Origin of the sequence: Dactylosporangium fulvum, assembly GCF_025137375.1 — a bacterium.
Classification (GTDB): domain Bacteria; phylum Actinomycetota; class Actinomycetes; order Mycobacteriales; family Micromonosporaceae; genus Dactylosporangium; species Dactylosporangium fulvum.
This window is the reverse complement of sequence record NZ_CP073720.1, coordinates 3,708,099-3,732,575: the sequence shown is the minus strand read 5'-3', so window position 1 is coordinate 3,732,575 and position 24,477 is coordinate 3,708,099. Positions and strand designations below refer to the sequence as shown.

General features: G+C 72.0%; 22 protein-coding genes. 8 read left to right on the top strand and 14 right to left on the bottom strand.

The features are described from left to right. Positions 1-38: 38 nt before the first annotated feature. The 3 genes from Dfulv_RS17665 to Dfulv_RS17655 form a co-directional block, all read right to left on the bottom strand. Positions 39-1,391 (bottom strand): TolB-like translocation protein, encoded by a 1,353-nt coding sequence (locus Dfulv_RS17665; RefSeq protein WP_259864444.1) that lies wholly within the window; start codon positions 1,389-1,391, stop codon positions 39-41. Beyond that, a complete protein-coding gene (locus Dfulv_RS17660) occupies positions 1,388-1,909 on the bottom strand; it encodes a SigE family RNA polymerase sigma factor (RefSeq protein WP_259864438.1) in 522 nt (173 codons plus the stop codon). The genes Dfulv_RS17665 and Dfulv_RS17660 overlap by 4 nt, the downstream gene beginning before the upstream one ends. A 61-nt stretch (positions 1,910-1,970) precedes the next feature. After that, the gene (locus tag Dfulv_RS17655) at positions 1,971-2,129 is read right to left on the bottom strand and encodes a hypothetical protein (RefSeq protein WP_259864435.1); all 159 of its coding nucleotides are present in this window, start codon (positions 2,127-2,129) and stop codon (positions 1,971-1,973) included. A gap of 172 nt (positions 2,130-2,301) precedes the next feature. Between Dfulv_RS17655 and Dfulv_RS17650 the strand changes: the two genes are divergently transcribed. Continuing rightward, the gene (locus Dfulv_RS17650) at positions 2,302-2,913 is read left to right on the top strand and encodes a DUF4232 domain-containing protein (protein ID WP_259864428.1); all 612 of its coding nucleotides are present in this window, start codon (positions 2,302-2,304) and stop codon (positions 2,911-2,913) included. 59 nt (positions 2,914-2,972) lie between these two features. On the opposite strand, the gene metH is transcribed toward Dfulv_RS17650, so the two are convergent. After that, positions 2,973-6,488, bottom strand: coding sequence for a methionine synthase (gene metH, locus Dfulv_RS17645; RefSeq protein ID WP_259864426.1), 3,516 nt, complete (start codon positions 6,486-6,488; stop codon positions 2,973-2,975). Positions 6,489-6,670: 182 nt separating this feature from the next. Between metH and Dfulv_RS17640 the strand changes: the two genes are divergently transcribed. Continuing rightward, entirely contained in the window at positions 6,671-7,552 is an 882-nt protein-coding gene (locus Dfulv_RS17640) for a PAC2 family protein (protein WP_259864423.1), read from the top strand. A 147-nt stretch (positions 7,553-7,699) separates the two neighbouring features. On the opposite strand, the gene Dfulv_RS17635 is transcribed toward Dfulv_RS17640, so the two are convergent. Further along, positions 7,700-8,914: a pyridoxal phosphate-dependent aminotransferase gene (locus Dfulv_RS17635; protein ID WP_259864421.1), complete on the bottom strand. Its 1,215-nt coding sequence runs from the start codon at positions 8,912-8,914 to the stop codon at positions 7,700-7,702. A 106-nt stretch (positions 8,915-9,020) separates the two neighbouring features. Between Dfulv_RS17635 and Dfulv_RS17630 the strand changes: the two genes are divergently transcribed. Together Dfulv_RS17630 and Dfulv_RS17625 are read left to right on the top strand one after the other, a co-directional pair. After that, positions 9,021-9,815, top strand: coding sequence for a GntR family transcriptional regulator (locus Dfulv_RS17630; protein WP_259864419.1), 795 nt, complete (start codon positions 9,021-9,023; stop codon positions 9,813-9,815). A gap of 87 nt (positions 9,816-9,902) precedes the next feature. Further along, a complete protein-coding gene (locus Dfulv_RS17625; protein ID WP_259864414.1) occupies positions 9,903-10,325 on the top strand; it encodes a MarR family winged helix-turn-helix transcriptional regulator in 423 nt (140 codons plus the stop codon). A gap of 101 nt (positions 10,326-10,426) precedes the next feature. On the opposite strand, the gene mctP is transcribed toward Dfulv_RS17625, so the two are convergent. Continuing rightward, on the bottom strand, positions 10,427-12,085 hold the full coding sequence (gene mctP / locus Dfulv_RS17620) for a monocarboxylate uptake permease MctP (protein ID WP_259864412.1): 1,659 nt from the start codon (positions 12,083-12,085) through the stop codon (positions 10,427-10,429). Between the two features lie 6 nt (positions 12,086-12,091). Beyond that, positions 12,092-12,313, bottom strand: coding sequence for a DUF3311 domain-containing protein (locus Dfulv_RS17615; RefSeq protein WP_259864411.1), 222 nt, complete (start codon positions 12,311-12,313; stop codon positions 12,092-12,094). A gap of 531 nt (positions 12,314-12,844) precedes the next feature. Here Dfulv_RS17615 and Dfulv_RS17610 point away from each other — a divergent pair. Further along, positions 12,845-15,025 carry a peroxidase family protein gene (locus Dfulv_RS17610; RefSeq protein WP_259864410.1) on the top strand — a complete coding sequence of 727 codons (2,181 nt, stop codon included), beginning with the start codon at positions 12,845-12,847 and terminating at the stop codon, positions 15,023-15,025. 93 nt (positions 15,026-15,118) lie between these two features. Next, on the top strand, positions 15,119-16,522 hold the full coding sequence (locus Dfulv_RS17605; protein WP_259864408.1) for a DUF6301 family protein: 1,404 nt from the start codon (positions 15,119-15,121) through the stop codon (positions 16,520-16,522). Positions 16,523-16,567: 45 nt separating this feature from the next. Here Dfulv_RS17605 and Dfulv_RS17600 read toward each other — a convergent pair whose 3' ends face one another. Beyond that, a complete protein-coding gene (locus Dfulv_RS17600) occupies positions 16,568-16,795 on the bottom strand; it encodes a DivIVA domain-containing protein (RefSeq protein ID WP_259864406.1) in 228 nt (75 codons plus the stop codon). A gap of 71 nt (positions 16,796-16,866) precedes the next feature. Next, positions 16,867-17,784 carry a threonine ammonia-lyase gene (locus Dfulv_RS17595; RefSeq protein WP_259864405.1) on the bottom strand — a complete coding sequence of 306 codons (918 nt, stop codon included), beginning with the start codon at positions 17,782-17,784 and terminating at the stop codon, positions 16,867-16,869. Between the two features lie 83 nt (positions 17,785-17,867). On the opposite strand from Dfulv_RS17595, the gene Dfulv_RS17590 reads away from it, so the two are divergent. Further along, the gene (locus tag Dfulv_RS17590; protein WP_259864404.1) at positions 17,868-18,743 is read left to right on the top strand and encodes a LysR family transcriptional regulator; all 876 of its coding nucleotides are present in this window, start codon (positions 17,868-17,870) and stop codon (positions 18,741-18,743) included. A gap of 58 nt (positions 18,744-18,801) precedes the next feature. Here the strand turns inward: Dfulv_RS17590 and mshC are convergent, their stop codons facing one another. From mshC to Dfulv_RS17565, 5 genes are all read right to left on the bottom strand, one after another. Further along, a complete protein-coding gene (gene mshC / locus Dfulv_RS17585) occupies positions 18,802-20,052 on the bottom strand; it encodes a cysteine--1-D-myo-inosityl 2-amino-2-deoxy-alpha-D-glucopyranoside ligase (RefSeq protein WP_259864399.1) in 1,251 nt (416 codons plus the stop codon). A gap of 171 nt (positions 20,053-20,223) precedes the next feature. Further along, the gene (locus tag Dfulv_RS17580; protein ID WP_259867710.1) at positions 20,224-20,976 is read right to left on the bottom strand and encodes an SCO1664 family protein; all 753 of its coding nucleotides are present in this window, start codon (positions 20,974-20,976) and stop codon (positions 20,224-20,226) included. A gap of 57 nt (positions 20,977-21,033) precedes the next feature. Further along, positions 21,034-21,597 carry a DUF3090 domain-containing protein gene (locus tag Dfulv_RS17575; RefSeq protein WP_259864397.1) on the bottom strand — a complete coding sequence of 188 codons (564 nt, stop codon included), beginning with the start codon at positions 21,595-21,597 and terminating at the stop codon, positions 21,034-21,036. A gap of 52 nt (positions 21,598-21,649) precedes the next feature. Then, positions 21,650-22,354: a histidine phosphatase family protein gene (locus Dfulv_RS17570; protein ID WP_259864395.1), complete on the bottom strand. Its 705-nt coding sequence runs from the start codon at positions 22,352-22,354 to the stop codon at positions 21,650-21,652. Positions 22,355-22,356: 2 nt separating this feature from the next. Continuing rightward, positions 22,357-23,400: an LLM class F420-dependent oxidoreductase gene (locus tag Dfulv_RS17565; RefSeq protein ID WP_259864393.1), complete on the bottom strand. Its 1,044-nt coding sequence runs from the start codon at positions 23,398-23,400 to the stop codon at positions 22,357-22,359. A 104-nt stretch (positions 23,401-23,504) separates the two neighbouring features. Between Dfulv_RS17565 and Dfulv_RS17560 the strand changes: the two genes are divergently transcribed. Then, positions 23,505-24,476: an aldo/keto reductase gene (locus Dfulv_RS17560; RefSeq protein ID WP_259864391.1), complete on the top strand. Its 972-nt coding sequence runs from the start codon at positions 23,505-23,507 to the stop codon at positions 24,474-24,476. Position 24,477: the final 1 nt, after the last annotated feature.

Sequence of the window (24,477 nt, the reverse complement as noted above, 5' to 3'; positions counted from 1 at the left end):
ATCGGGCCGGTGCCGGTCGTCCGGCCCGGGACCCAGGTTCACCGGCCGGACGGGGGCTGGTCCCGAACGGGCGAGGTGGGCTGCGCGGGCGGCCACCGTCGGCGGGCCATGACGATGAGCCCGCGGACGAACAGCAGCAGCGCGATCAGCGCGATCGCGCCGACACCGAGTGCCCGGCGGGCCTCGGCGCGCGGCGGCCAGAGCGGCGCGTCGATCGCCGGCCCGCCGAAACGCCCCTGGCTGACCAGGTCCCTGGCCACGTCGAGGTCCGCCACCGGGTCGTCGGACACGGCCAGGACGCGGGCGGGCTCGCCGGGGCGGACGGCCTCGATCGAGACGTGGTCGGCCGGGTAGTCGCCCACGATCCAGACAGCGTCCTGGCCGTGCCAGCCGACGAGCCGGTTCGGCCAGCCGGTCCGGCCGGTCCTGGGCTCGTCGACGACGCTGCCGGTGGCCGGGTCGGCGAACTGGAGGTGCCAGCGCTGGCGTTCGAGGGCCGCCCGCGCGTGCTCGATGTCGGGCGCGTTCCGGGCGCAGAGCGTCCAGTCGCAGACCTCGGCGGCGACGAGCACGAGATTGACGCCGTCGGCGTCCCATCCGGCGAGCCGCTGACGGCCGGTGAGCTGGAGTTCGGCACGGACCGTACCGCCGGCGGTGTCGACGACCGTGACGCGCCGCGGCTCCGTCTGCGCGCCCAGGACCAGCGCGATCCGGCTGCCGTCGGGCGAGAACACCCCGAAGCTGTCGTCGACGGCCTGGTCGGTGGCCACGGTGAGCACCGTCCGGACGCGTCCGGTCGCCGCGTCGACGACAACGATCCGGTCCTCGACGCCCATCAGGACCTCGGTACCTCCGGGCGACCAGTCCAGCACCTGCGCGGCGGCTTCCCCGTATCCGCTGATCGGGACACGGCGGCCCGAGGTGAGGTCGACGATGCCGTCCCAGCGGGCCAGCAGCTTCCCGTCCGGGGACAGCCGCTGGGGCGGGACGGGGCTGGTCGCCATCGCCCGGTACGAGCCGTCCTGGCCGATCACGGTGACCGGCCCGCCGGGCAGCAGGGAGAGTCTCGAGGGGACGTTGGTGAACACCAGCATGGCCGGCCCGTTCGGGGACCGCTCGGCGAGTTCCTGCCAGGGCCGTGCGGCGCCGAACCGGCTCGGCAGGACGGCAGCGCCGCCGGCGGCGACCTGGGCCGGTCCGGGTGCGCCGGGCCAGACGGGCGGCAGCGCCACCAGTACCGCCAGGGCCATCAGCACGGCCCCGGCCGCCGCCGTGGTCAGCCGGCGCCGCCGGCGCAGCCGCCGGCCGCGCCGCCACAGGTTCCCCGGGTCGCCCGGCAGCCGGGACTGCTCGGCCAGGTCGGCCAGCGCTGTTCGGAGGGTCGTGGTCATCGGCGCACCACCTCGACGGCGTCGGTCAGCTCAGGAGCGATCTTGCGCAGGCGGGCGAGGGCGTCGCGGGTCTGGCTGCGGACCGTGCCGACCGTAACGCCGAGGACCCGGGCGGCCTGCGACTCGGTGAGGTCCTCGAAGTAGCGCAGGACCAGCACGGCCCGCTGCTTCGGCGCCAGTGCCGCCAGCGCCGCGCGGACCGCGACCGCCGTGGTGACCCGGCCGGAGATGTCCGGGCCGGCCGGCTCCGGCAGGTCACCGGTCGGCAGCGCCTCGCGCCGGTGCCGCCGGCGCCAGGAGAGATGCTTGCGGTAGAGGACCGTCCGCACGTACGGCTCGGGGTCCCCACCGGCGAGGATCCGCTCCCACCTGGCGGCGACCTCGATCAATGTGGCCTGGACAAGATCGTCGGCGAGGTGCGCGTCCCCCGTGAGCAGGTACGCGACACGTGTCAGCCCGGCGGCGCGGGCGCGCACGTACTCCTCGAAGAACTCGGCAGCGGACGGGGTTGTTCGCACACTACTTACACGTCCGGCGGGACCGGTTTCGAGGGGCGTCGCTTCGGGCAACACCGGTCGCTCAGTCGGCGAGCGCCAGGAACTTCAGCATGTCCCAGACGAACGGCACCACGGAGACGGCGACGGCCAGCAGAATCACGGCGCTTGTCACGGCGGCCGCGGCAACCGCCCACTTCAGCCACGACTCGGGCGGTTCCGCGCCGCCCCACAGCTCCCACATCCGGCCATCGTGGCAGAACCCGCCTGCCCGGTGGGGCTGCGACCGTGGGGCACGACGACGCCGCCCGATGCCCGCCGGCACGACCGGCGTCCGACACGCACCCGCTGCCGGGGATCGATCGACGCCGCCGGTAGCGTTGCCGCCTGCCACGTCTCAAGGAACGGAGAATCCGGTGCAGTACCGCCCCCGCCTGCTCGCGGCAGCCACAGCCGCGCTCGTGATCCTCGCCAGCACCGCGGCCTGCAGCAGCAAGAAGGACGAGCCCACCGCCGCCCCGGCCACCGGCCCGAGCGCCCCCAGTGGCACCACACCGACGGAGCAGAACAGCGGCGATCAGACCGCGGCCTGCGCGACGGCGGACGTCAAACCCCGGCTCATCGGGCAGGCACAGCGCAGCAGCGGCACCACCCGCGTGGTGATGCTGCAGTTGACCAACACGTCCAGCCGCACCTGCCGGCTGTCGGGCTGGGCCACGGTGACGCTGACGGATGCCGCCGACGCGCCGGTGCCGGTTCCGACCAGCAAGCTGGAGCAGCCGGGCCCGGCAACGCCGGTGGACCTGGCTCCGGGTGCCACCGCCTCGGCCGGCGTCAAGTGGACCACCTGCGACAAGGCCGCGACGGGCTGCGCGACCGGCAACAGCGTGTCCGTCGGCCTGCCCGACGGCAGGCCCGTGCCGGCCGAACTGTTGGAGTTCCCGCCCGCCGAGGCTTCCGCCATCACCATGAAGTCGATGCAGATCGGCACCATCCAGCCGAGCGCACAGGGCGTCGTCGCCTGGTGATCGTGTGCCGGCCGGTCAACCGAGGTCGAACGCGGTTGGCCGGCCGGTCGTCACGCGGGTTACTTGGCGTTGAAGTACGACGCGTCGGGGTGGTGCACGATGAGCGCGTCGGTGGCCTGCTCGGGCATGAGCTGGAACTCCTCCGACAGGGCCACGCCGATCCGGTCCGGGCGCAGCAGCGCGACCGTCTTCGCACGGTCCTCCAGGTCCGGGCAGGCCGGGTAGCCGAAGCTGTACCGGCAGCCGCGGAACTCGGTGCGCAGCAGCCCGTCGAGGTCGGCCGGGTCCTCGTCGGCGACCTTGCGGCCGTCGGGCAGGACGAGTTCCTCCCGGACCCGCTTGTGCCAGTACTCGGCCAGGGCCTCGGTCAGCTGCACCGACAGGCCGTGCACCTCGAGGTAGTCGCGGTAGGCGTTCTCGGCGAACAGCTTGGCGGTGTAGTCGGAGACCGGCTGGCCGACCGTGACCAGCTGGAAGCCGATGACGTCGAGCTGACCGGAGTCGCGCGGCTTGAAGAAGTCGGCGATGCACAGGCGCCGGTCGCGGCGCTGCCGCGGGAAGGAGAACCGGGCCCGCTCGCTGTGCCCGTTCTCGTCGAGGACGACGAGGTCGTTGCCCTCCGAGTAGCAGGGGAAGTAGCCGTAGACGACGGCGGCCTCCAGCACCCGGTCGGAGGCGAGCCGATCCAGCCAGTACCGCAGCCTCGGCCGGCCCTCGGTCTCGACCAGCTCGTCGTAGCTCGGGCCCTTGCCGCCGCGGGCGCCCTTGAGGCCCCACTGGCCGAGGAACGTGGCCCGCTCGTCGAGCAGCGCCGCGTAGTCGGCGAGCGGGATGCCCTTGACCACGCGGGTGCCGAAGAACGGCGCGGCCGGCACCGGTGCGTCCTCGGCCACGTCGGAGCGCACCGAGGCGTCGTCGAGGCCGGGCAGGTCGTCGCGCAGCTCGACGGTGCGGGCCCGCCGCTCCCGCCGTGCCGCGAGGGCCGCCTCCCGCGCCTCGTCGACGACGGGGGCGCCGCCGCGCTTCGCGGTCATGACCCGGTCCATGAGGGCGAGGCCCTCGAAGGCGTCCCGGGCGTAGTGGACGTCGCCGTGGTACAGGGCGCGCAGGTCGTCCTCGACGTAGGCGCGGGTCAGGGCCGCGCCGCCGAGCAGGACCGGCCAGCGCTCGGCGACGCCGCGCTGGTTCATCTCCTCCAGGTTCTCCTTCATGATCACCGTGGACTTGACGAGGAGCCCGGACATGCCGATCGCGTCGGCCTGCTTGGTCTCGGCGGCCTCGATGATCGCGGAGATCGGCTGCTTGATGCCGATGTTGACGACCTCGTAGCCGTTGTTGGACAGGATGATGTCGACGAGGTTCTTGCCGATGTCGTGGACGTCGCCCTTGACGGTGGCCAGGACGATGCGGCCCTTGCCGGCGTCGTCCTCGGACTTCTCCATGTGCGGCTCGAGGTAGGCGACGGCGGACTTCATCACCTCGGCGGACTGCAGCACGAACGGCAGCTGCATCTGCCCGGAGCCGAACAGCTCACCGACGGTCTTCATGCCGTCGAGCAGCACGTCGTTGATGATCGCCAGTGCCGACATGCCGATCAGGGCCTCGTCGAGGTCGGCCTCCAGGCCGTTGCGCTCGCCGTCGATGATGCGCCGCTTGAGCCGCTCGTCGAGCGGCAGCGCGGCCAGTTCCTCGGCCCGCGTCGCCTTCGCGGAGGCGGCGTCGACGCCCTCGAACATCTCGATGAACTTCTGCAGCGGGTCGTAGCCCTCGCTGCGGCGGTCGTAGACCAGGTCGAGCGCGACCTTGCGCTGCTCGTCCGGGATCTTGTTCATCGGCAGGATCTTCGACGCGTGGACGATCGCGCTGGTGAGCCCGGCCTCCTGGCACTCGTGCAGGAAGACGGAGTTGAGCACCTGGCGGGCGGCCGGGTTGATACCGAACGACACGTTGGAGATGCCCAGCGTGAAGTTGATCCCTGGGTACCGCCGGGTGATCTCGCGGATCGCGTCGATCGTCTCGATGCCGTCCTTGCGGACCTCCTCCTGCCCGGTGGTGATCGGGAAGGTGAGGCAGTCGACGAGGATGTCCTCGACGTTCATTCCCCACTTGCCGGTCAGGTCGTCGATGAGCCGGCCGGCCACCCGGACCTTCCAGTCGGCGGTGCGGGCCTGGCCCTCCTCGTCGATGGTCAGCGCGACCACGGCCGCGCCGTGCTCCTTGACCAGCGGCATCATGCGCGCGAACCGGGAGCCGGGGCCGTCGCCGTCCTCGAAGTTGACCGAGTTGACGATGCACCGGCCGCCGAGCATCTCCAGGCCGGCCTCGATGACCTCGGGCTCGGTCGAGTCGAGCATGATCGGCAGTGTCGAGGCGGTGGCGAACCGGCCGGCCAGCTCCCGCATGTCCTGCGCGCCGTCGCGGCCGACGTAGTCGACGTTGAGATCCAGCATGTGGGAGCCGTCGCGGGCCTGCTGCCGGGCGATCTCCAGGCAGGTCTGGTAGTCGGCGGCGAGCATCGCCTCGCGGAACGCCTTCGAGCCGTTGGCGTTGGTGCGCTCGCCGACCATCAGGATCGACGCGTCCTGCTGGAACGGCACGTGGTGGTAGATGCTGGCGACACCCGGCTCGACCTGCGGGGACCGGCCGTGCGGTGCGGTGCGGCCGAGGACCTGTGCGACGGCGCTGATGTGCGCGGGAGTCGTACCGCAGCAGCCGCCGACGAGGCCCGCGCCGTAGTCGACGACGAACCGCTGCAGCGCCTCGGCCAGCTCCTGCGGGGTCAGCGGGTAGTAGGCGCCGTCGGCGGTGAGCTGCGGCAGGCCCGCGTTGGGCATGACGGAGACCGGCACCTTCGCGTGCTGGGCGAGATACCGCAGGTGCTCGCTCATCTCGGCCGGGCCGGTGGCGCAGTTGAGGCCGATGAGGTCGATGCCCAGCGGCTCCAGCGCGGTCAGCGCGGCGCCGATCTCCGAGCCGAGCAGCATCGTGCCGGTGGTCTCGACCGTGACGTGGCAGATGATCGGCACGGTCCGGCCGGCCGACACCATGGCCCGCTGCGCGCCGATGATCGCGGACTTGGTCTGCAGCAGGTCCTGGCAGGTCTCGATGATCAGTGCGTCGGCGCCGCCGTCGATGAGGCCGGCGGCGTTGTCGAAGTACGCGTCGCGCAGCGCCCGGAACGGCGCGTGGCCGAGGGTCGGCAGCTTGGTGCCGGGGCCGATCGAGCCGAGCACGAACCGCGGCCGGTCGGGGGTGCTGTGCGCGTCGGCGGCCACACGCGCCAGCCGGGCGCCGGCCTCGGACAGCTCGCGGATGCGCGACTCGATGCCGTATTCGCCCAGATTTGCGAGGTTTGCGCCGAACGTGTTGGTCTCCACGGCGTCGGAGCCGGCCGCGAAGTACGCCTCGTGGACCCCGCGGACCACGTCGGGGCGGGTCACGTTGAGCACCTCGTTGCAGCCCTCGTGGCCCTCGAAGTCGTCGAGGCTCAGGTCCGCGGCCTGCAGCATGGTGCCCATCGCGCCATCCGCGAGCAGCACCCGCTCCCGGAGAGTCGTCAGAAACGTGTCCGCCATACTCCAAAGGCTATCGGGACGTCCGCATCCGGTCGGCCCCGGGCGTGGGCGATCCTGGCCACTGCGCCGGGTATGCCCACCAGGTGGGACGAGGCACACCGGAGGCGCGGTTGTGGCCCCCGGAATCGGACACCCCGCGCGGCCGACAAGCCATACGGCGACCGCACACGTAGGCTGGGGGCGTGACCGAGTTCGACGGCCTGCCCGTGTTGCGCTCCCCTGTCGCGATTGCCGCGTTCGAAGGGTGGAACGACGCTGCCGATGCGTCGACCGCCGTCGTCGAGCATCTCGAACAGGAGTGGGGCGCCGAGCCCATCGCCGCACTCGACCCCGAGGACTTCTACGACTTCCAGGTCAACCGGCCGACGGTGCTGATGTCCGAGGGCGAGACGCGGCGCATCGAGTGGCCGACGACCCGGTTCTCGGTGGCCACCCCGCCCGACGGGGAGCGCGACATCGTGCTCATCCGCGGCATCGAGCCCAGCATGCGCTGGCGCACGTTCTGCGAGGAGATCCTCGAGGTCTGCCACAGCCTCGAGGTGAGCCGGATCGTGCTGCTCGGCGCGCTGCTCGCCGACGTGCCGTATACGCGGCCGCTGCCGGTGAGCGGCTCGGCGCCGTCACACACGTCCACGGAGTCCGCCGAGCGTCTGGGCCTGACACCGACCCGCTACGAGGGCCCGACCGGCATCGTCGGCGTCCTGCACGACGCCTGCGTGCGCGCCGACCTCGAAGCCGTGTCGTTCTGGGTGCACGTGCCGCACTACGCCAACAACCCGCCCTGCCCGAAGGCCACCCTGGCGCTGCTGCACCGGGTCGAGGAGATCCTCGACCTGCCGGTGCCGACCGGCGACCTGGCCAAGCAGTCCGCGGAGTGGGAGGAGCGGCTCAAGCAGGCCGCCGAGCAGGACGCCGAGCTGGCTGAATACGTCCGTGAGCTGGAGGAGCGCTCCGGCGACGCGGGCCTGCAGCCGCTCACCGGCGACGAGATCGCCCAGGAGTTCGAGAAGTACCTGCGCCGCCGCGGCGGTCAGGCCGGCCCGTCCGCGACCGGCGCCTGGTAGCAACCGGCACGGTGCCCGGGCCCTCGACCGGCCTGCCCGACCCCACGCGTTGATCTTGGAGTTGTGGCGCCTGACAAACCCGGACATCGCGGGAGTGTCACGGCACCACAACTCCAAGATCAACTCGAGAGCAGCGGCCGTGCGGGGTCAGAACTGGCGGTATGTCGACAGGAAGCGGGCGATCCGGCCGATCGCGTCCTCCAGGTCGGTGACCCGCGGCAGTGTCACGATGCGGAAGTGGTCCGGGTGGTGCCAGTTGAACCCGGTCCCCTGCACGACCATGAGCTTCTCCTGCCGCAGCAGGTCGAGGGCGAACTGCAGGTCGTCCTTGATCTGGAACATCTCCGGGTCGAGCCGGGGGAACATGTACAGCGCGCCCTTGGGCTTGGTGCAGCTGACGCCGGGGATGTCGTTGAGCAGCTTCCAGGCGACGTCACGCTGGGCGAGCAGGCGCCCGCCGGGCAGGATCAGGTCGTTGATGCTCTGATAGCCGCCGAGCGCGGTCTGCACGGCGTGCTGGGTCGGCACGTTGGGGCACAGCCGCATGTTCGCCAGGATGTCCAGGCCCTCGATGTAGCTCGAGGCGTGCTGCTTCGGGCCCGCGAGCACCAGCCAGCCGGTGCGGAAGCCGGCGACCCGGTAGGCCTTGGACAGGCCGTTGAAGGTGATCGTCAGCAGGTCGGGGGCGACCGCGGCCGTGGACACGTGCGTGGTGTCGTCGTAGAGGATCTTGTCGTAGATCTCGTCGGAGAAGATCAGCAGGTTGTGCCGGCGGGCGACCTCGGCGATCCGCTCGATCATCTCGCGCGAGTAGACCGCGCCGGTCGGGTTGTTCGGATTGATGACGACGATCGCCTTGGTGCGGGGCGTCACCTTGGCCGCGAGGTCGTCGACGTCGGGCAGCCAGTCGTTGGTCTCGTCGCAGACGTAGTGCACGGCCCGGCCGCCGCACAGGCTCACCGAGGCGGTCCACAGCGGGTAGTCCGGCGACGGGATCAGCACCTCGTCGCCGTTGTCGAGCAGCGCCTGCAGCGCCATGACGATGAGTTCGGAGACGCCGTTGCCGAGGTACACGTCCTCGATGTCGACGCCGTACACCTGCTTCTGCTGGTAGTACTGCACCACGGCCCGGCGGGCCGACAGCAGGCCCTTGGAGTCGCCGTATCCGTGGGCGGACGGCAGGTTGAGGATGACGTCCTGGAGGATCTCCTCCGGGGCCTCGAAGCCGAACGGGGCCGGGTTGCCGATGTTGAGCTTGAGGATGTGGTGGCCCTCGGCCTCCATCTGCTTTGCGGCGGCCATCACCGGTCCGCGGATGTCGTAACAGACGTTGGCCAGCTTCGCGGACTGTGTCACCTGCATGGCAGCCACATTACGAGCCGTCGTCCCATCTGCTCGTAGCCACTTCCCAGAATGTGGTGTGCTCCGCCTCCTTGTCTTCAGCATCCTAGGAGGCTAGGTTACGACCATGACCATCAACCCGGGCGCCGCCGAGTTCCCGCACCGGCAGATCGCCGCTCAGTTGCGGGCGCGGATCAACCGGGGCGACTGGGCCCCCGGCGAGCGGCTGCCGTCGATCCCGGCGCTCGCCACCCAGTTCGGCGTGGCGAAGCAGACCGTGCAGCGCACCATCGACCAGCTGCGCATCGAGGGCCTGCTGATCACCCGGCCCGGGTCGGGGACGTTCGTGCGCGGCACGAAGCGGCGGCTCAACCGCCTCTCCCGGGGGCGCTACGGCGCCGAGCGCGGTTACCACGCGGAGCTCGCCACGCGGTACCGGCAGCACCTCATGATCGTCGCCCAGATGCCCGCTCCCGCCGACGTCGCCGAGGCGTTCGGCGTCGACCACGGCACACCGCTGCTGGTCCGCCGCCACCTGGTGCGCACCGGCGACGCGCCGGTCGAGGTCGGCGCGTCCTGGTTCAAGCCCAACGACGTGCGCGGCACGTCGATCGAGCGGCCCGACGTCTTCGACCGGCCGCTCTACCAGGAGGTCGAGGAGGAGCTGGGCCGGCGCTACACCAGCGCCCGCGACCAGGTCAGCGCCCGCCTGCCCACCCGCGAGGAGGCGGAGCTGCTGCAGATCCGGCCGGACACGCCGGTGCTCGTGCTGCTGCACGTCGCGTACGACGAGGAGCACCGGCCCATCGAGGTCGCCCAGGCGGCATGGCCCGGGCCGATGACGTCGCTCACCGAGGAGTACCGCATCCCGGGTCCCCGGCCGGGCCTGCCGGACGACGAGCCGGGCCTCGCGCTGGGCTGAGCCCGCCCGACGGGATGAGCACCGGGTGGCCGTTCGCCTGTCGCGATATGGACGTCCGGCATGACGGTCATTGCTTAGGGTCGCAGCGTGGGTGATCAACTCGATACGACAACGGGCTACCTGCTGGCCAGGCTCGGCGCGCAGTCGCGCCGGCGGTGGGCGCGGATGCTGGCGGAACATCAGCTGACGCCGCACCATTTCGCCGTGCTCATGAGCCTCGGCCACGCCGGTCCCGCCCACCAGCAGCGGGTGAGCGAGCTGATCGGCGTCGACCCGCGCAACACGGTCGCGGTGGTGGACCTGCTGCACCGGCGCGGCCTGGTCGCCCGCGCGATCGACACCGCCGACCGGCGCCGCCACGTGCTGTCGCTGACCCCGGAGGGCGAGGAACTCCTGGCGAAGCTGCGGGTCCGGGCCGACGACGTGGAGGCGGCGATGCTGGCCGGGCTCGCCCAGGACGACCGCACGGCCCTGCACGGCCTGCTGGCGAAGCTGGCCGCGACGCTGTGACCGGCTCGGCGGGCCCGCCGAGCCGGGATCGGACGGGCCGGGGGGGGTGACGAGGGCCGGGCGCCCGCCGACGGGCCTCGGCGGGCGCCCGGTGTCTTCCATCAGGTGATCGGGTCGGGGGCGGCCCTCGTGGGGGCCGGTGAGGTCGGCGTCGCGGTGATCCGCGGGTCGTTCTCGTCGGCGAAGTAGTCGCCGTACTCGGTGGCGTCGCCGCCGTCGCGGACCTTGGCGGCCCGCAGGATCAGGGTCAGCAGCGCCGCGATGACGAGGTTGACCGCGACCGCGACGAACCCGGCGTAGATCGTCTTCGGGGTGTCGAACCCGAAGTCCTTCAACGGGAACGCCGAGCCGCCGAAGTGGGCGCGTTTCGTGGCGGCGTTCGGGATCCGGTAGAGCATCCACATCCCGAGGCCCATGCCGGCGGCCCAGCCGGCGATCAGCGCGCCGCGGTGGAACCAGCGCGTGAACAGGCCCAGCGCCACCGCCGGCAGCGTCTGCAGGATGATGACGCCGCCGATGAGCTGGAGGTCGATGGAGAACTGCGGGTCGACGAACACGACGAAGACCAGGGCGCCGACCTTCACCAGCAACGACATGATCTTCGACGCCGTCGCCTCCTGGGCCGGTGTGGCGTCGCGCCTGAGGTACTCCTTGTAGATGTTGCGGGTGAAGAGGTTCGCGGCGGCGATGGACATGATGGCGGCCGGGACGAGGGCGCCGATGCCGATGGCGGCGTAGGCGACGCCGGCGAACCAGTCGGGGAAGATCTTGTCGAACAGCAGCGGCACGACGGTGTTGTTGTCGTTCGTGCCGTTGGGGTTCTTCAGCGGCGTGATGTTCGCGGCGATGGCCGCGTAGCCGAGCAGGGCGATGAGGCCCAGCAGCAGCGAATAGGCCGGCAGCGCCGACATGTTCCGCTTGATCACGTCGCGGTTCTTGCTGGCCAGCACGCCGGTCAGGCTGTGCGGGTAGAGGAACAGGGCGAGGGCCGAGCCCAGCGCCAGGGTGATGTACTGCAGCTGGTTGTTGGCGTTGAGCAGGATCCCGTCGGCCGCCGAGGCGGTCTTGGCGAACTTGGCGTCGGCGGCGTCGAAGATCGCGCCCCAGCCGCCGAGCTTCGCCGGCAGGTAGAACACCGCCACCAGGATGACGACGTAGATGAGGGTGTCCTTGACGAACGCGATGAGTGCCGGTGCGCGCAGGCCGCTGGAGTACGTGTAAGCGGCCAGGATCGCGAACGCGATGATGATCGGCAGATGCCGGGCGACGGCGCTCTCGCCGGTGACGCCCATCGTCTTGAGCACGGCCTCGATGCCGACGAGCTGCAGCGCGATGTACGGCATCGTGGCGACGATCCCGGTGATCGCGATGAGCAGGGCGAGGGTCGGCGACTGGAACCGGGCCCGCACGAAGTCGGCGGGGGTGACGAACCCGTGCCGGTGCGAGACCGACCACATCCGCACCAGGACCAGGAACACCAGCGGATAGATGATCACGGTGTACGGCACGGCGAAGAACCCGGCGGCGCCGGAGGCGAACAGCAGCGCCGGTACCGCCACGAAGGTGTACGCGGTATAGAGGTCGCCGCCGACGAGGAACCAGGTGATCCAGCCGCCGAAGCTGCGCCCGCCCAGTCCCCACTCGTCGAGGTGCAGCAGGTTGTCGGGCCGGCGCCACCGCGCGGCGACGAAGCCGAGCGCGCTGACGCCGACGAACAGGACGACGAAGATGACGATCTCGAGCTGATGGTCACGCCACACGGCCGCTCACCGCCGCTTCGTCATCTGGTAGACGAGCGTGGTGGTGCCCACGCCGAGGGCGATGATCGCCAGCTGCATCCAGTAGAACCGGGGGAAGCCGAGGATGCGGGGGCTGTCGGCGTTGTACCAGACAGTGACCAGCGGAACGATGATCGGGATGAACAGCAGCCAGTTCCAGGGGCTCTTGTCGCCCACCCTGGGGGTGTCCGGCTCTTCGGGAGCGGTCACGGCGGACCTCCTTCAGTGGCGCAGGGGGCGGGGTACGCGGGCGGGGCAAGTCCCGCATGTGATCGACGTAACCTGATGGATTTCCACCCCGCTGACCGGTCCGGTCACCAATCGGTGAACGGTAGGTATCCAGCGCCCGGCGGTTGGCCCTTGATCTATATCTGGCAAGGTCCTTTACAAAAAGTCATGATCATCTATTGATTCTTGTCTGGATCAAGTCCAAACTGACCCCACGGCGCCGGCGCTCCGCCTGTCGTGCCGAGACCCGGCCGGCACGCGCATCGCGCAACCGGACCATACCCAACATCTCTGGCGTTCCCTCCTGCTTCGCCGTCCCCGGCTGAACGGCACGCAATGCTGCGCGTTTCCGCGGAAGCTCGTTCGGATCGCAGAGCCGGGCACGCCACACGCGAGGCTTCGAGCCGCGTGGGAGGAACCATGTCGTGTTCATCCGCCCCAGTCCACCCGAGTCGCCGACCCCTCCGGCGACGACTCCGATACGCGCTGCACGCGATCGCCGTCGGCGCCACCATGACCAGCCTGCTGGTCATCGGCGCGCATTCAGCCCAGGGCGCCGTCCCCTTCGAGGTGGAGAGCCTCGACGGCAGCCGCAACAACCTCGCCCGGCCGACCCAGGGCCAGGTGGGCACGGCCTACTCCAGGGTGGCCGCCGCGCGGTACGCCGACGGCCGCGGTCAGCCCGTGGCCGGACCGAACAGCCGCCAGGTCAGCAACCGCATCTTCAACGACGTGCACCAGAACATCTTCTCCGAGCACCGGGTGACCCAGTGGAGCTGGACCTGGGGCCAGTTCCTCGACCACACCTTCGGGCTCGCCGCCGGGGGTACCGAGGCCGCGAACATCCCGTTCAACGCCAACGACCCGCTGGAGACGTTCTCCAACACGCTGGGCGTCATCCCGTTCACCCGGGACCTCAGCGCGCCGGGCACCGGTGTCACCAACCCGCGCCAGCAGGTCAACACCGTCAGCTCGTACATCGACGCGTGGGCCGTGTACGGCGGCACGCCGCAGCGTCTGGAGTGGATGCGGGACGGGCCGTACGACAACAACATGGCCAACAACGCCGCGACCCTGATGCTGCCGGGCAGCTACCTGCCCCGCCGCACGGCCCGAGGCAACCCGGCCGCCGCCCCGGCGATGAACGTCGACGGCCGGCTCTCGGCGAACCCCGACAACGCCGCGGTCGCCGGCGACGTGCGAGCCAACGAGAACGTCGCGCTGACCGCGACCCACACGCTCTTCGCGAGGGAACACAACCGGATCGTGTCCATGCTGCCGAGCTCGCTCAGCGCCGAGGACCGGTTCCAGATCGCGCGGCGGATCGTGATCGCCGAGCAGCAGTACATCACCTACAACGAGTTCCTGCCGGCGATGGGCGTCAACCTGCCGCGGTACACCGGCTACAACGCCAACGTGAACACCACGTTGAGTAACGAGTTCGCCGTCGTCGGGTACCGCGCGCACAGCCAGATCCACGGCGAGTTCACGGCGGAGACGCAGGCGTCGCGCTACACGGCGACCCAGCTGGCCGCCTTCCGGGCGCAGGGCCTGGACGTCGAGGTCGACGGTGCGGACGTGGCGATCGGCATCCCGCTGAACGTCGCGTTCTTCAACCCGGACCTGCTGCCCGCCATCGGCCTCGGGCCGTTCCTGACCAGCCTGAGCGAGTCGCAGTACAACAACGACGAGATGATCGACAACCAGCTGCGCAGCGTGCTGTTCCAGGTGCCCGTCGCGGGCAACCCGACCTGCCTGGACGGTCCGACGCTGCCCGCCTGCTTCACCGGCGTGGTCGACCTCGGCGCGATCGACATCGAGCGCGGCCGCGACCACGGCATGCCCAGCTACAACCAGCTCCGGCAGGCGTACGGGCTCGCGCCCAAGACCTCGTTCACGGCCATCACCGGCGAGGCCACCGACGCGTTCCCGGCCGGCTCCGGCGCCGACAACCCGAACAGCCTCGACTTCCTGCGCACCGCCGACATCAACGGCACCGCGACGGTCGTCGGCGCTGCGGACGGCTCGACCTCCGGGGTCCGCCGCAGCACCACCGCCGCGCGGCTGCGCGCGGTGTACGGCAATGTCAACAACGTCGACGCCTTCACCGGCATGATCGCCGAGCAGCACCTGCCCGGCAGCGAGTTCGGCGAGCTGCAGCGCGCGATCTGGACGCGGCAGTTCCTCGCGCTGCGCGACGGCGACCGGTTCTTCTACGGCAACGACATGGGGCTGACGACGATCGCCGCGCAGTACGGGATCGACTTCCACACGACGCTGGCCCAGGTCATCTCCCGCAACACCGACACACCGGCCGCCGACATCAACCCCAACGTGTTCCTCGTCGCCGACGCCGACCTGCCGGCCGCGACGTGCACGGTCGCCTACCGGGTGGTCACGACCTGGCCCGGGTTCTTCCAGGTCGACATCAGCCTGACCAACCGGTCCGGCGTCGCGTTCAACGGCTGGAACCTGCAGTGGCAGTTCGCCGACGGCCAGGCCTTCTCCCAGGGCTGGAACGGCACGTTCAGCCAGAACGGGGTGACGGCGAGCGTCGCCAACGCGAGCTGGAACGGCGTGCTCGCCGCCGGAGCGACGCTGACGGGGGTGGGCTTCAACGGCACCTGGGACAATGTCACGGGTGCGCTGCCGGTGAACTTCACGGTCAACGGCAAACGCTGCGCGCTCGGCTAGCACGCCGGCGCCGCGGGGATGCCCCGGCCGCGAGGTTGGGGCATCCTGACGGTCCGCGTGCACCATATGCGATGCAACCATGGGAGTGGGCCGATGTCCTCGGTGGACCGTGCGGGATGGGCAGACGTGGCGGGCGAGCTGGCCGAGGCGCTGGAGCGACTGCGGGCCGAGGACGCGGTCTCCTTGGATGTCGGCGACACCTTCGTACAGTTCATCCGGTTCGGCCGCGGCAACGTGGTGGACGGCCCGGCCGTGTTCGTGCACACGACCGCCGGCCGGCCGGGGTCGCCGGCGGCGGAGGGCCTGGCCGCGCTGGGGTGGGCCCGGTGGGACGACGATGCGACCGTGGGCCAGCCGGAGGTGCCCGCGCCGGTGGCGCCGGCCACGGCCAGGCGGCTGGCCGAGGTGATCGTGCGGACGCTACGCGACGTGCACGGGGCGGCCGATCCGGCCGAGGTGACGTTCAGCTCGTTCAACAACAACGGGCTGCGGGCCCCGCGGCTGCGGACCATCGCGGCGCAGCCGCAGCAGGCGGCGGAGGACCCGGACCCGGCGACGCTGCTGCCGGAGCCCTCACCCGCGTGGCAGCGGTGGTGCGCCGTCCTCGCCGACGGGCTCGGCGACTGGTCGCGGGCGGCGCTGGACCGGCTGGCCGCGGCCCAGGGCTGGCAGGCGGCGCAGCGCCACGGGTCAGCCGGGTTCAGCACCGACACCGGTGCGTGGATCGGCGCCGGAGACCGGGACGCGGGCGAGCGCGGGCACGGTGAGATCAGCTCGTTGTCGGTGTCCCAACCGGTCGAGGCGACCGATGCCGCGCGGGCGTTCCGGCGGGCGCTGGCCGGGGCGGTGACCGTCCTGGGCCACCCGCCGCTCGTCGGCGACGAGGGCCGGGCCCCCTTCGCGCGCTGGCGCGGCCACCGCACCACGCTGACGCTCGCCGCCTCCCGCGGCAGGACGCTCCGGCTGCTGATCGAGCCGACCGGACCCCGGGAGAACGTCATCCACAACAACCAGAAGTGGATGACGACCCCGGACGACTGGCGCCCGGCCGAGTTGTGGACCACCCAACCGGACGTGGAGGCACCGCAGGCCAAAGCCCTGGACGGCATGATGTTCTACCCGCACTCGACGTCGAGCACCATCGACGGGACGCTCGACGAGCTGCGGTCGCTGTTCGGCTCGTGGTGCGAGGCGCTGCCGCTGCTGTACCCGTACGCCAGCAGCGCCCGCTGGCGGCTGCGCCGCCCGGACGGGACCATGGTCGCCGAGGGCGGGTTCACGCATCAGCGGGTGACCGCGCGGTTCGGCTGGTCCGACGAGTTCGGCGAGCCGCTGGCCGCGGCCCCGGGCGCCGACACCGTCGCCGACCTCGTCGGGCGGACCGGCAACGCGCTGGCCCTGGCCGGCATCACCACACCCGGGCAGCTGCGCGGCGCCGCCTGGTCCGACACCCCGGCCGAGCGGCTCGACGCGATCCGGCTCACCCTGCGGTCCTAGAGGCGTATCGAACTGGGCTGTCGTCTTTTCCGCGTCGTCGGTATCTCAGGTCCGGTCGTCGGGACGGCCCTTGGCGATACGGCGCAGGTAGTGGTCGACCTCCCGGCGGTTGTACCCGCGCAGGGCCACCCGGAAGCTGACCGCCTGGGCGTCGGCCTGAGCCCTGGCCCGTCGGCTCGGCTCGTCGGAGGCGATGGCGTCATTGGCCGTCTGGACGAACTTGTCGACCTCGGCCCGATCGTAGCCACGGAACTCGGTCGTGAACTGTCTCATACCTGTGAGTGTGCTCCTTCCCGGGCATGGCCGTGTCACCCCTGGCCGCTGACGACCGAGCCCGGCGGTCGTCAGCGGGTGAGTTCGGCCTCCGTCGCGTTGCCGCCGGTGACCATCACCGCGACGGCGGGGCCCATCAGCTCGGGGCGCGCGAGGACGGCTGCGAGGGCCGCGGCGCCCGCGCCTTCCGCCTGGGTGTGCGCGCGGCGGGCGAGGAGCCGGCGGGCGTCGTCGATGGCGTCGTCGTCGACGAGGACGAAGTCGGCGAGCCGGTCGCGCAGCAGCCGCTGCGGCAGCTCGAAGCCGCGACCGGTGGCGAGGCCGTCGACGCGGGTGCCGATGGCGCGGCGGAGGCACGTGCCCGCCCGCCAGGAGTCGTGGGCGGCGGGCGCGGCGCCGGACTGGACGGCGACGACGCGGGTGCGGGGCGAGACGGCGGCGGCGACGAGGCAGGCGGCCGCCGCGCCGGTGCCGCTGCCGACCGGCACGACGACGGTGTCGAGGCCCGGGTGCTGCTCGAAGAGCTCCAGGTAGGCGGTGGCGACCCCGGCGACGAGCGCCGGCTCGTCGCCGGGGCTGACGATCCGGGCTCCGGTGGCCGCGGCGAGGTCGTTGGCGTGGGCCTCGGCCTCGGGCATGCCGGCGCCGTGGCGTTCGACCTTGGCGCCGAGCGCCTCGACGGCGCGCACCTTGAGCTCGGCGGCGCCCGCGGGCATGACGATCGTGGCGTCGACGCCGTGGACGCGGGCGGCGTAGGCGATCGCGCGGGCGTGGTTGCCGGTGGAGTACGTGACGACCGGGCGGTCGTCGCCGACACAGGCGAGGAGGTTCAGCGCGCCGCGGACCTTGAACGCGCCGGTCGGCTGGGTGTTCTCGTGCTTGACGACCACGGTGCGGCCGGCGGCGTCGTCGAGCAGCGGGTACGACCAGGCGGGCGTCGGCGGCAGGTGACGGGCGAGACGGCGGCGGGCGCTGAGAACGTCGGTCATCGTGAGCATGCCCCAGCCTCACGCGACCAGCACCGATAGGTCCAATGCCGGTTCTGTGTGGAACCCATAGGTACGGTTGATGGATGCTCGACGTGACCCGCCTGCGGGTGCTCCTCGCGGTCGCCCGGCACGGCTCGGTGACCGCCGCCGCGACGGCGCTGCACTATGCGCAGCCGTCGGTCAGCCACCACCTGGCCCGGCTGGAGGCCGAGACCGGCGCGCAGCTCGTGCAGCGGGTCGGGCGCGGGATCCGGTTGACGGCGGCCGGGCGGCTGCTGGCCGAGCGGGCGGAGGAGATCATCGGCCGGCTCGACGCCGCCGAGGCCGAGCTGGCCGAGCACAGCGGGCTGCGGGCCGGCCGGGTGCGGCTGGCGGCGTTCCCGTCGGCGCTGGGCTCGTTCGTGCCGCTCGCCGCGGCCCGGTTCGCGGCGTCGCACCCGGCGGTGGCGCTGACACTGGTCGAGGCCGAGCCGCCGGAGGCCCTCGAACTGCTGCGGTCCGGCGACGTCGACCTCGCGGTGGTGTTCGACTACGGCCCGCCACCCGCCGGCTCCCCCGACGGCGTGCGGCTGGTGCCGCTGTTCGCCGAGCCGCTGCACCTGGTGACGCTGCCGGACGCCGCGCGGGACCTGGCGTCGTTCGCGCGGGCGCGGTGGATCGCCGGCTGCGAGCGGTGCCGGCAGAGCCTCGTGGAGCGGTGCACGGCGGCCGGGTTCACGCCGCAGATCGCGTTCACCACCGACGACTACGTCGCCGTGCAGTCCTTGGTCGCGGCCGGCCTGGGCGTGACGATCCTGCCGGACCTGGCGCTTCGTGCGCATCATTCCGCAGCGGTACGAGCCGTGCCGCTGCCCGGCGGCGCGCGGCACGTGAGCGCGGCCCTCTACGGTGCTCCCCCGGACCCGCCGGCACCGGCCCGCCTGCTGGCGGCGCTGCTGGAGACCGCCCCGGCGGGCTGACCGGTGGGTGCTGGTCGGCGCTGGCCACCGTCCGACCTGTGGCCAGCGCCGAAGCCTTCTAGAGTTTGACCCCCAGCAGCGCGTCGACCAGCGCGGTCATCAGCGCCGGGGCCTCGCGGTCGTCGCCGGCGTCGGCGAGGGTCGCGTCGACCCAGTCGTCCACGGCGGCCAGGGCGCCGGGCGAGTCGAGGTCGTCGGCGAGCCGCTCGCGGACCGCGGCGAGCAGTTCCACGCCCGACGGGCCGATGCCCGACCGGGCCGCCTCCCGCCAGCGGGACAGCCGCTGCTGGCCGGTCTTGAGCACGTCGTCGGTCCACTGCCGGTCGTTGCGGTAGTGGTCGGCCAGCAGCGCGAGCCGCACCGCCATCGGGTCCACGCCGTCGCCGCGCAGCCGCGACACGAAGACCAGGTTGCCCTGGCTCTTCGACATCTTGTCGCCGTAGAGGCCGATCATGCCCGCGTGGACGTAGTGGCTCGCGAACGGTGCCTTGCCGCTGAGCGCCTCGGCGTGGGCCGCCGAACACTCGTGGTGCGGGAACAGCAGGTCGTTGCCGCCGCCCTGGACGTCGATCTGGTCGCCGAGCAGGCTCTGGGCGATCACCGCGCACTCGATGTGCCAGCCGGGACGGCCGGGGCCGAGGTCGCCGCCGTCCCAGGCCGGCTCGCCCTCGCGCAGGCCGCGCCACAGCAGCGGGTCGAGCGGGTCGCGCTTGCCGGCGCGCTGCGGGTCGCCGCCGCGCTCGGCGGCCACGCGCAGCATCTCGGTGCGGGACAGGTTCGACTCCGTGCCGAAGCGCGGCGCGGTCGCGATGGAGAAGTACACGTCGCCGGTGCCGTCCTCGAGGGTGTACGCGTGGCCGGAGGCGATCAGCGCGGAGACCTTGCGGGCGATCTGCGGGATGGACTCGACGGCGCCGACGTAGCGCTTCGGCGGGACGATCCGCAGCGCCTCCATGTCCTCGCGGAACAGGGCCGTCTCGCGCATGGCGAGCACCACCCAGTCCTCGCCGTCGCGGGCGGCGCGCTCCAGCAGCGGGTCGTCGATGTCGGTGACGTTCTGCACGTAGTCGACCTCGAGGCCGGCGTCACGCCAGACCCGGTTGGCGAGGTCGAAAGCGATCATGGTGGCGGCGTGCCCCAGGTGGGTGGCGTCGTACGGGGTGATGCCGCAGACGTACATGGTGGCGGGCCGGCCGTCGATCTCCGTCGGGGCGATCTCCCGGCGGGCCGAGTCGAAGAGCGCGAGGGGTGCCCGACCGGTGCCGGTGCGGGGCAGCGTGGGCACCGCCGGTGCCGTCCAGGACTCCATGACCAACAGCCTATAGGCGAGTGGCCTCCACCAGGCATGTGATGATGCCCGCCCTCCCCACCGCGTTGATCATGCGGTGGTGGTGACGACAAACCCGGGCAGATCCGGCGCATCCGGGCACCACAAGCGCAAGACCGAGGCGGGGAGGGAGCGCGGAGAGAGCGCGGTGGGTCAGACGGGAGGCCAGGGGATGGCGTGGCGGTCCTCGTCCGGCTCCGGGAACGTGCGCGACCGGAGCAGCGCACCCACCCGTACCGACACCATCGCCACCTCTGCCGGGGTCAGGTGCGCCGACAGGGACTCGGCCAGGCCGGCCTGATACTGCGCGCGGACCTTCTCGAGGACCTCGACCGCCTCGTCCGGCAGCGGCTCGCCGGCCCAGCCCCACAGGACCGTGCGCAGCTTGTCCTCGGTGTGGAAGCAGATGCCGTGGTCGACGCCGAGGACGCGGCCGTCGACGGTGTCGATGACGTGGCCGCCCTTGCGGTCGGCGTTGTTGGCGACCGCGTCGAAGACCGCCAGCCGGGCCAGCCGCGGATCGTCGGCGTGGGCGAGCACAAACGGCCGGCCCCGCTCGTCGCGCGCGGACACGATGCGCCGCCACGTCGCCGGCACCTTGTTCGCCGGCACGAAGCCCAGCATGGCCTCGTCGCTCTGGAACTCGTCGTCGATCCACAGCTGGACCATGCCGGGCCCGAGCGGGCCGTCGCGCAGGACCGTCGGCGGCACGATCTGCCAGCCGGTGGCCTCGGACAGCAGCCACGCGCAGTACTCCCGGCCGGCGAGCGTGCCGTCGGGGAAGTCCCACAGCGGGCGCTCGCCGCTGACCGGCTTGTAGACGCACCGGGCGACGGTGTCGCCGAGTGTGATGACGGCGCGCAGGGTGGCGTTGGAGGCGTCCATGAGCCGCCCCTCGATCTCCATGGCGCCGTGGTGCAGCAGCTCCAGGGCCTCGTCCGCGGGCGGCGACGGCACGAGCGGCTACCGGCGGTAGCCGTTGTGGCGGGGGCAGAGGTGCCCGCGCGCGTCAAGCGGCTGGCCGCACAGCGGGCACGGCGGCCGGCCGGAGGCGACGACCCGCTTGGCCCGCTCGATGAAGGCGCGGGTCGCCTGCGGCGTCAGCCGGACCCGCAGCCGGTCCCGGTCGGCCGCGATGATCTCGTCCTCATCCTCTTCCTCGGGTTCCTCGGCCTCGTCCTCGCCGACCGCGATGGCCTCGATGACCACGGTCGCGGTGTCGACGTCGAACGCGAGGCCGAGCGTGCCGACCCGGAACTCCTCGTCCAGCGGCGTGTCGAGCGGGTCGTTGTCGGCCACCTCGGCGGGCGGCTCGACGGGAAGGTCGACGCCGAAGCGGCGCTGCGCCTCCAGGAGGAGCTCCTCGAGCTTCTCCGCGAGCAGCGACACCTGCACCTTTTCCAGGGCGACGCTGACCAGGCGGCCCCCTCCACGCGCCTGCAAGAAGAAGGTCCGCTCCCCCGGCGCACCCACGGTCCCGGCAACGAACCGCTCCGGCGGCTCGAACGCGTACACCTGGTGGCTCATGTCCGAAACTCTATCCGCCCCGGCGGGCAACCGCCCCACATGGGCACCAAGATCACACGGAACCGCCCGAACCGCCACCAACGGCGGCATCCGACGACGGAGCCTCCTCCGACGGCGGAGGGGGCTGGAACCCGGACAGATCACCGCCGGTGTCGTTGAGCCGCAGCACGAACGAGCGCAGCGGGGTGTAGCGGATCACCGTCACCGATGCCGGCTCGACCGCGATGCGCTGGAACAGGTCCAGGTGCATGCCGAGAGCGTCGGCGACAACCGCCTTGATGATGTCGCCGTGGCTGCACGCCAGCCACACCGCCTCGGGGCCGTGCTCGGCGGAGATGCGGGCGTCCCAGTCGCGGATCGTGCCGACGGCGCGGGCGGACATCTCCGCCATCGACTCGGCGTCCTCGCCGGGGAACCGGGCCGCCGACGGATGCGCCTGGACGGTCGCCCACAGCGGCTCCTTGGCGAGTTCCTGGAGCCGGCGGCCGGTCCAGTCGCCGTAGCGGCACTCGATGATGCCGTCGTCGACCTGCACACCCTCCCAGGAGGGCAGCGCCAGCGACAGCGTCTCGAGGCAGCGCGGCAGCGGGCTGGACACGACGGCCTTCAACGGCAGCTTCGCGGCCGAGAGGCGCTCGCCGACGGCCTGTGCCTGGGCGCGGCCGACCTCGTCGAGGCCGACCGGCTGGTGGCCGGCCAGCACCCCGGTGGCGTTGGTGCTGGTCCGGCCGTGACGCAGCAGCAGTACGGTCGTCACCCCTACAGGCCCGCCTTCTCCCACGCGGTGGCCAACTGGCGCAGCGTCTGGATGCTGTGGTCGGCGTCGCCGAAGATCAGGGTCGAGATCTCGGTCGCGCCGGCCTCCTTGTAGGCCTGCAGACGCTCGGCCACCCGCTCGACCGGGCCGAGCAGGGAGGTGCGGTCGATGAACTCCAACGGCACGGCGGCGGCCGCGTCGCGGTGCCGCTTGGCGAGGTAGAGGTCCTGGACCTCGCGGGCCGCGTCGCCGTACCCCATCCGGGTGGCGAGGGCGTTGTAGAAGTTCTGCTCGCGGCTGCCCATGCCGCCGATGTAGAGCGCGGCGTAGTGGCGGACCAGCTCGGCGCACATGGTCACGTCGTCGCCGAACACCACCGGCACCCCCGCGGCGACCTCGAACCCTTCGAGGGTCTTGCCGGCCTTCTCGCGCCCGGCCGCGATCGAGGCCATCGACTCGTGCGCGAACTCGGGCGAGAAGAAGATCGCCAGCCAGCCGTCCGCCACCTCGCCCGCCAGCTCGAGGTTCTTCGGCCCGACCGCGGCAAGGTAGACCGGCACGTGGTCGCGGACCGGGTGCAGGATGAGCTTGAGGGCCTTGCCGGGACCGTCGGGCAGCGGCAGGCGGTAGTGCTGGCCGTCGTACTGCACGACCTTGCGGGTCAGCGCCAGGTTGACGATGTCGATGTACTCGCGGGTGCGCGCCAGCGGCTTGCCGAAGCGCACACCGTGCCAGCCCTCCGAGACCTGCGGGCCCGACACGCCGAGGCCGAGCCGGAAGCGCCCGCCGGACAGCTTGTCGATCGTGGCGGCGGTCATCGCCGTCATCGCCGGGGTGCGGGCCGGAATCTGGAACACGGCCGAGCCGAGCTCGATCCGCTCGGTCTGCCCGGCGATCCACGCGAGCATCGACGGGGCGTCGGATCCGTAGGCCTCCGCGACCCACACGCAGGAGTAACCGAGCCGCTCGGCCTCCTGTGCGATTGCCAGGTGGCTCACGGGATCGTTCCACGACGACAGGTATCCGAGGTTCAACGCGAGCCGCACATCCGCCTCCCAGGGTCCTCCGTGCCACCCTGCACGGGCGGCACCAGGGTAGCCCGGGGCACGCCTACCGTACGAAGGCGCCATCCGGCCGTATCGTTCCATGCATGCAACAGCGACCGCTCGGCCGTAGCGGGCTGGCGGTATCCCGGCTGGCCCTCGGCACCATGACCTGGGGGCGCGACACCGACGCCGACGATGCGGCCGCCCAGCTCAAGACGTTCCGCGACGCCGGCGGGACGCTGCTGGACACCGCCGACGTCTACGCCGACGGCGAGGCGGAGTCGGTGATCGGCGCCCTGGTCGGCCGGCTGGTACCGCGTGACGAGCTGGTCATCGCCACGAAGGCCGGCCTGCGCCCCGGCATGGCCCGCCGCCGCGACGGCTCCCGGGGCCACCTGCTGCGCGCGCTCGACACGTCCCTGCAGCGGCTCGGCACCGACTACGTCGACCTGTGGCAGGTCCACGGCTACGACCCCGACACGCCGCTCGAGGAGACACTCAGCGCCATGGACCTGGCGGTGAGCAGCGGCCGGGCCCGCTACGTCGGTGTGTCGAACTTCTCCGGCTGGCAGACCGCGCGCGCCGCCACCTGGCAGGCGGCGTGGCCGGGCCGCGCGCCGCTGGTCTCGACCCAGGTGGAGTACTCCCTGCTCGAGCGCGGCATCGAGCGTGAGGTCGTCCCGGCGTGCTCGGCCCTCGGGATCGGGCTGCTGCCGTGGTCGCCGCTGGGCCGCGGGGTGCTGACCGGGAAGTACCGCACCGGGGTCCCCGCCGACTCGCGGGCCGCGTCGCCGCACTTCGAGCGGTTCGTCGCCCCGTACCTCGACGACCGCTGCGCCGGCATCGTCGAGGCGGTGGCCACCGCCGCCGGCGGGCTCGGCGTGTCGCCGCTCGAGGTCGCCCTGGCCTGGGTCCGCGACCGTCCCGGTGTCGTCGCGCCGGTCCTGGGCGCCCGCACGGTCGGGCAGCTGCTCGGCGCGCTGCAGACCGAGGAGATCGTCCTGCCCCGGGAGATCCGGGCCGCGCTCGACGACGTGTCGGCGCCGCCGTCGGGCTATCCGGAGCGCCAGACATAAT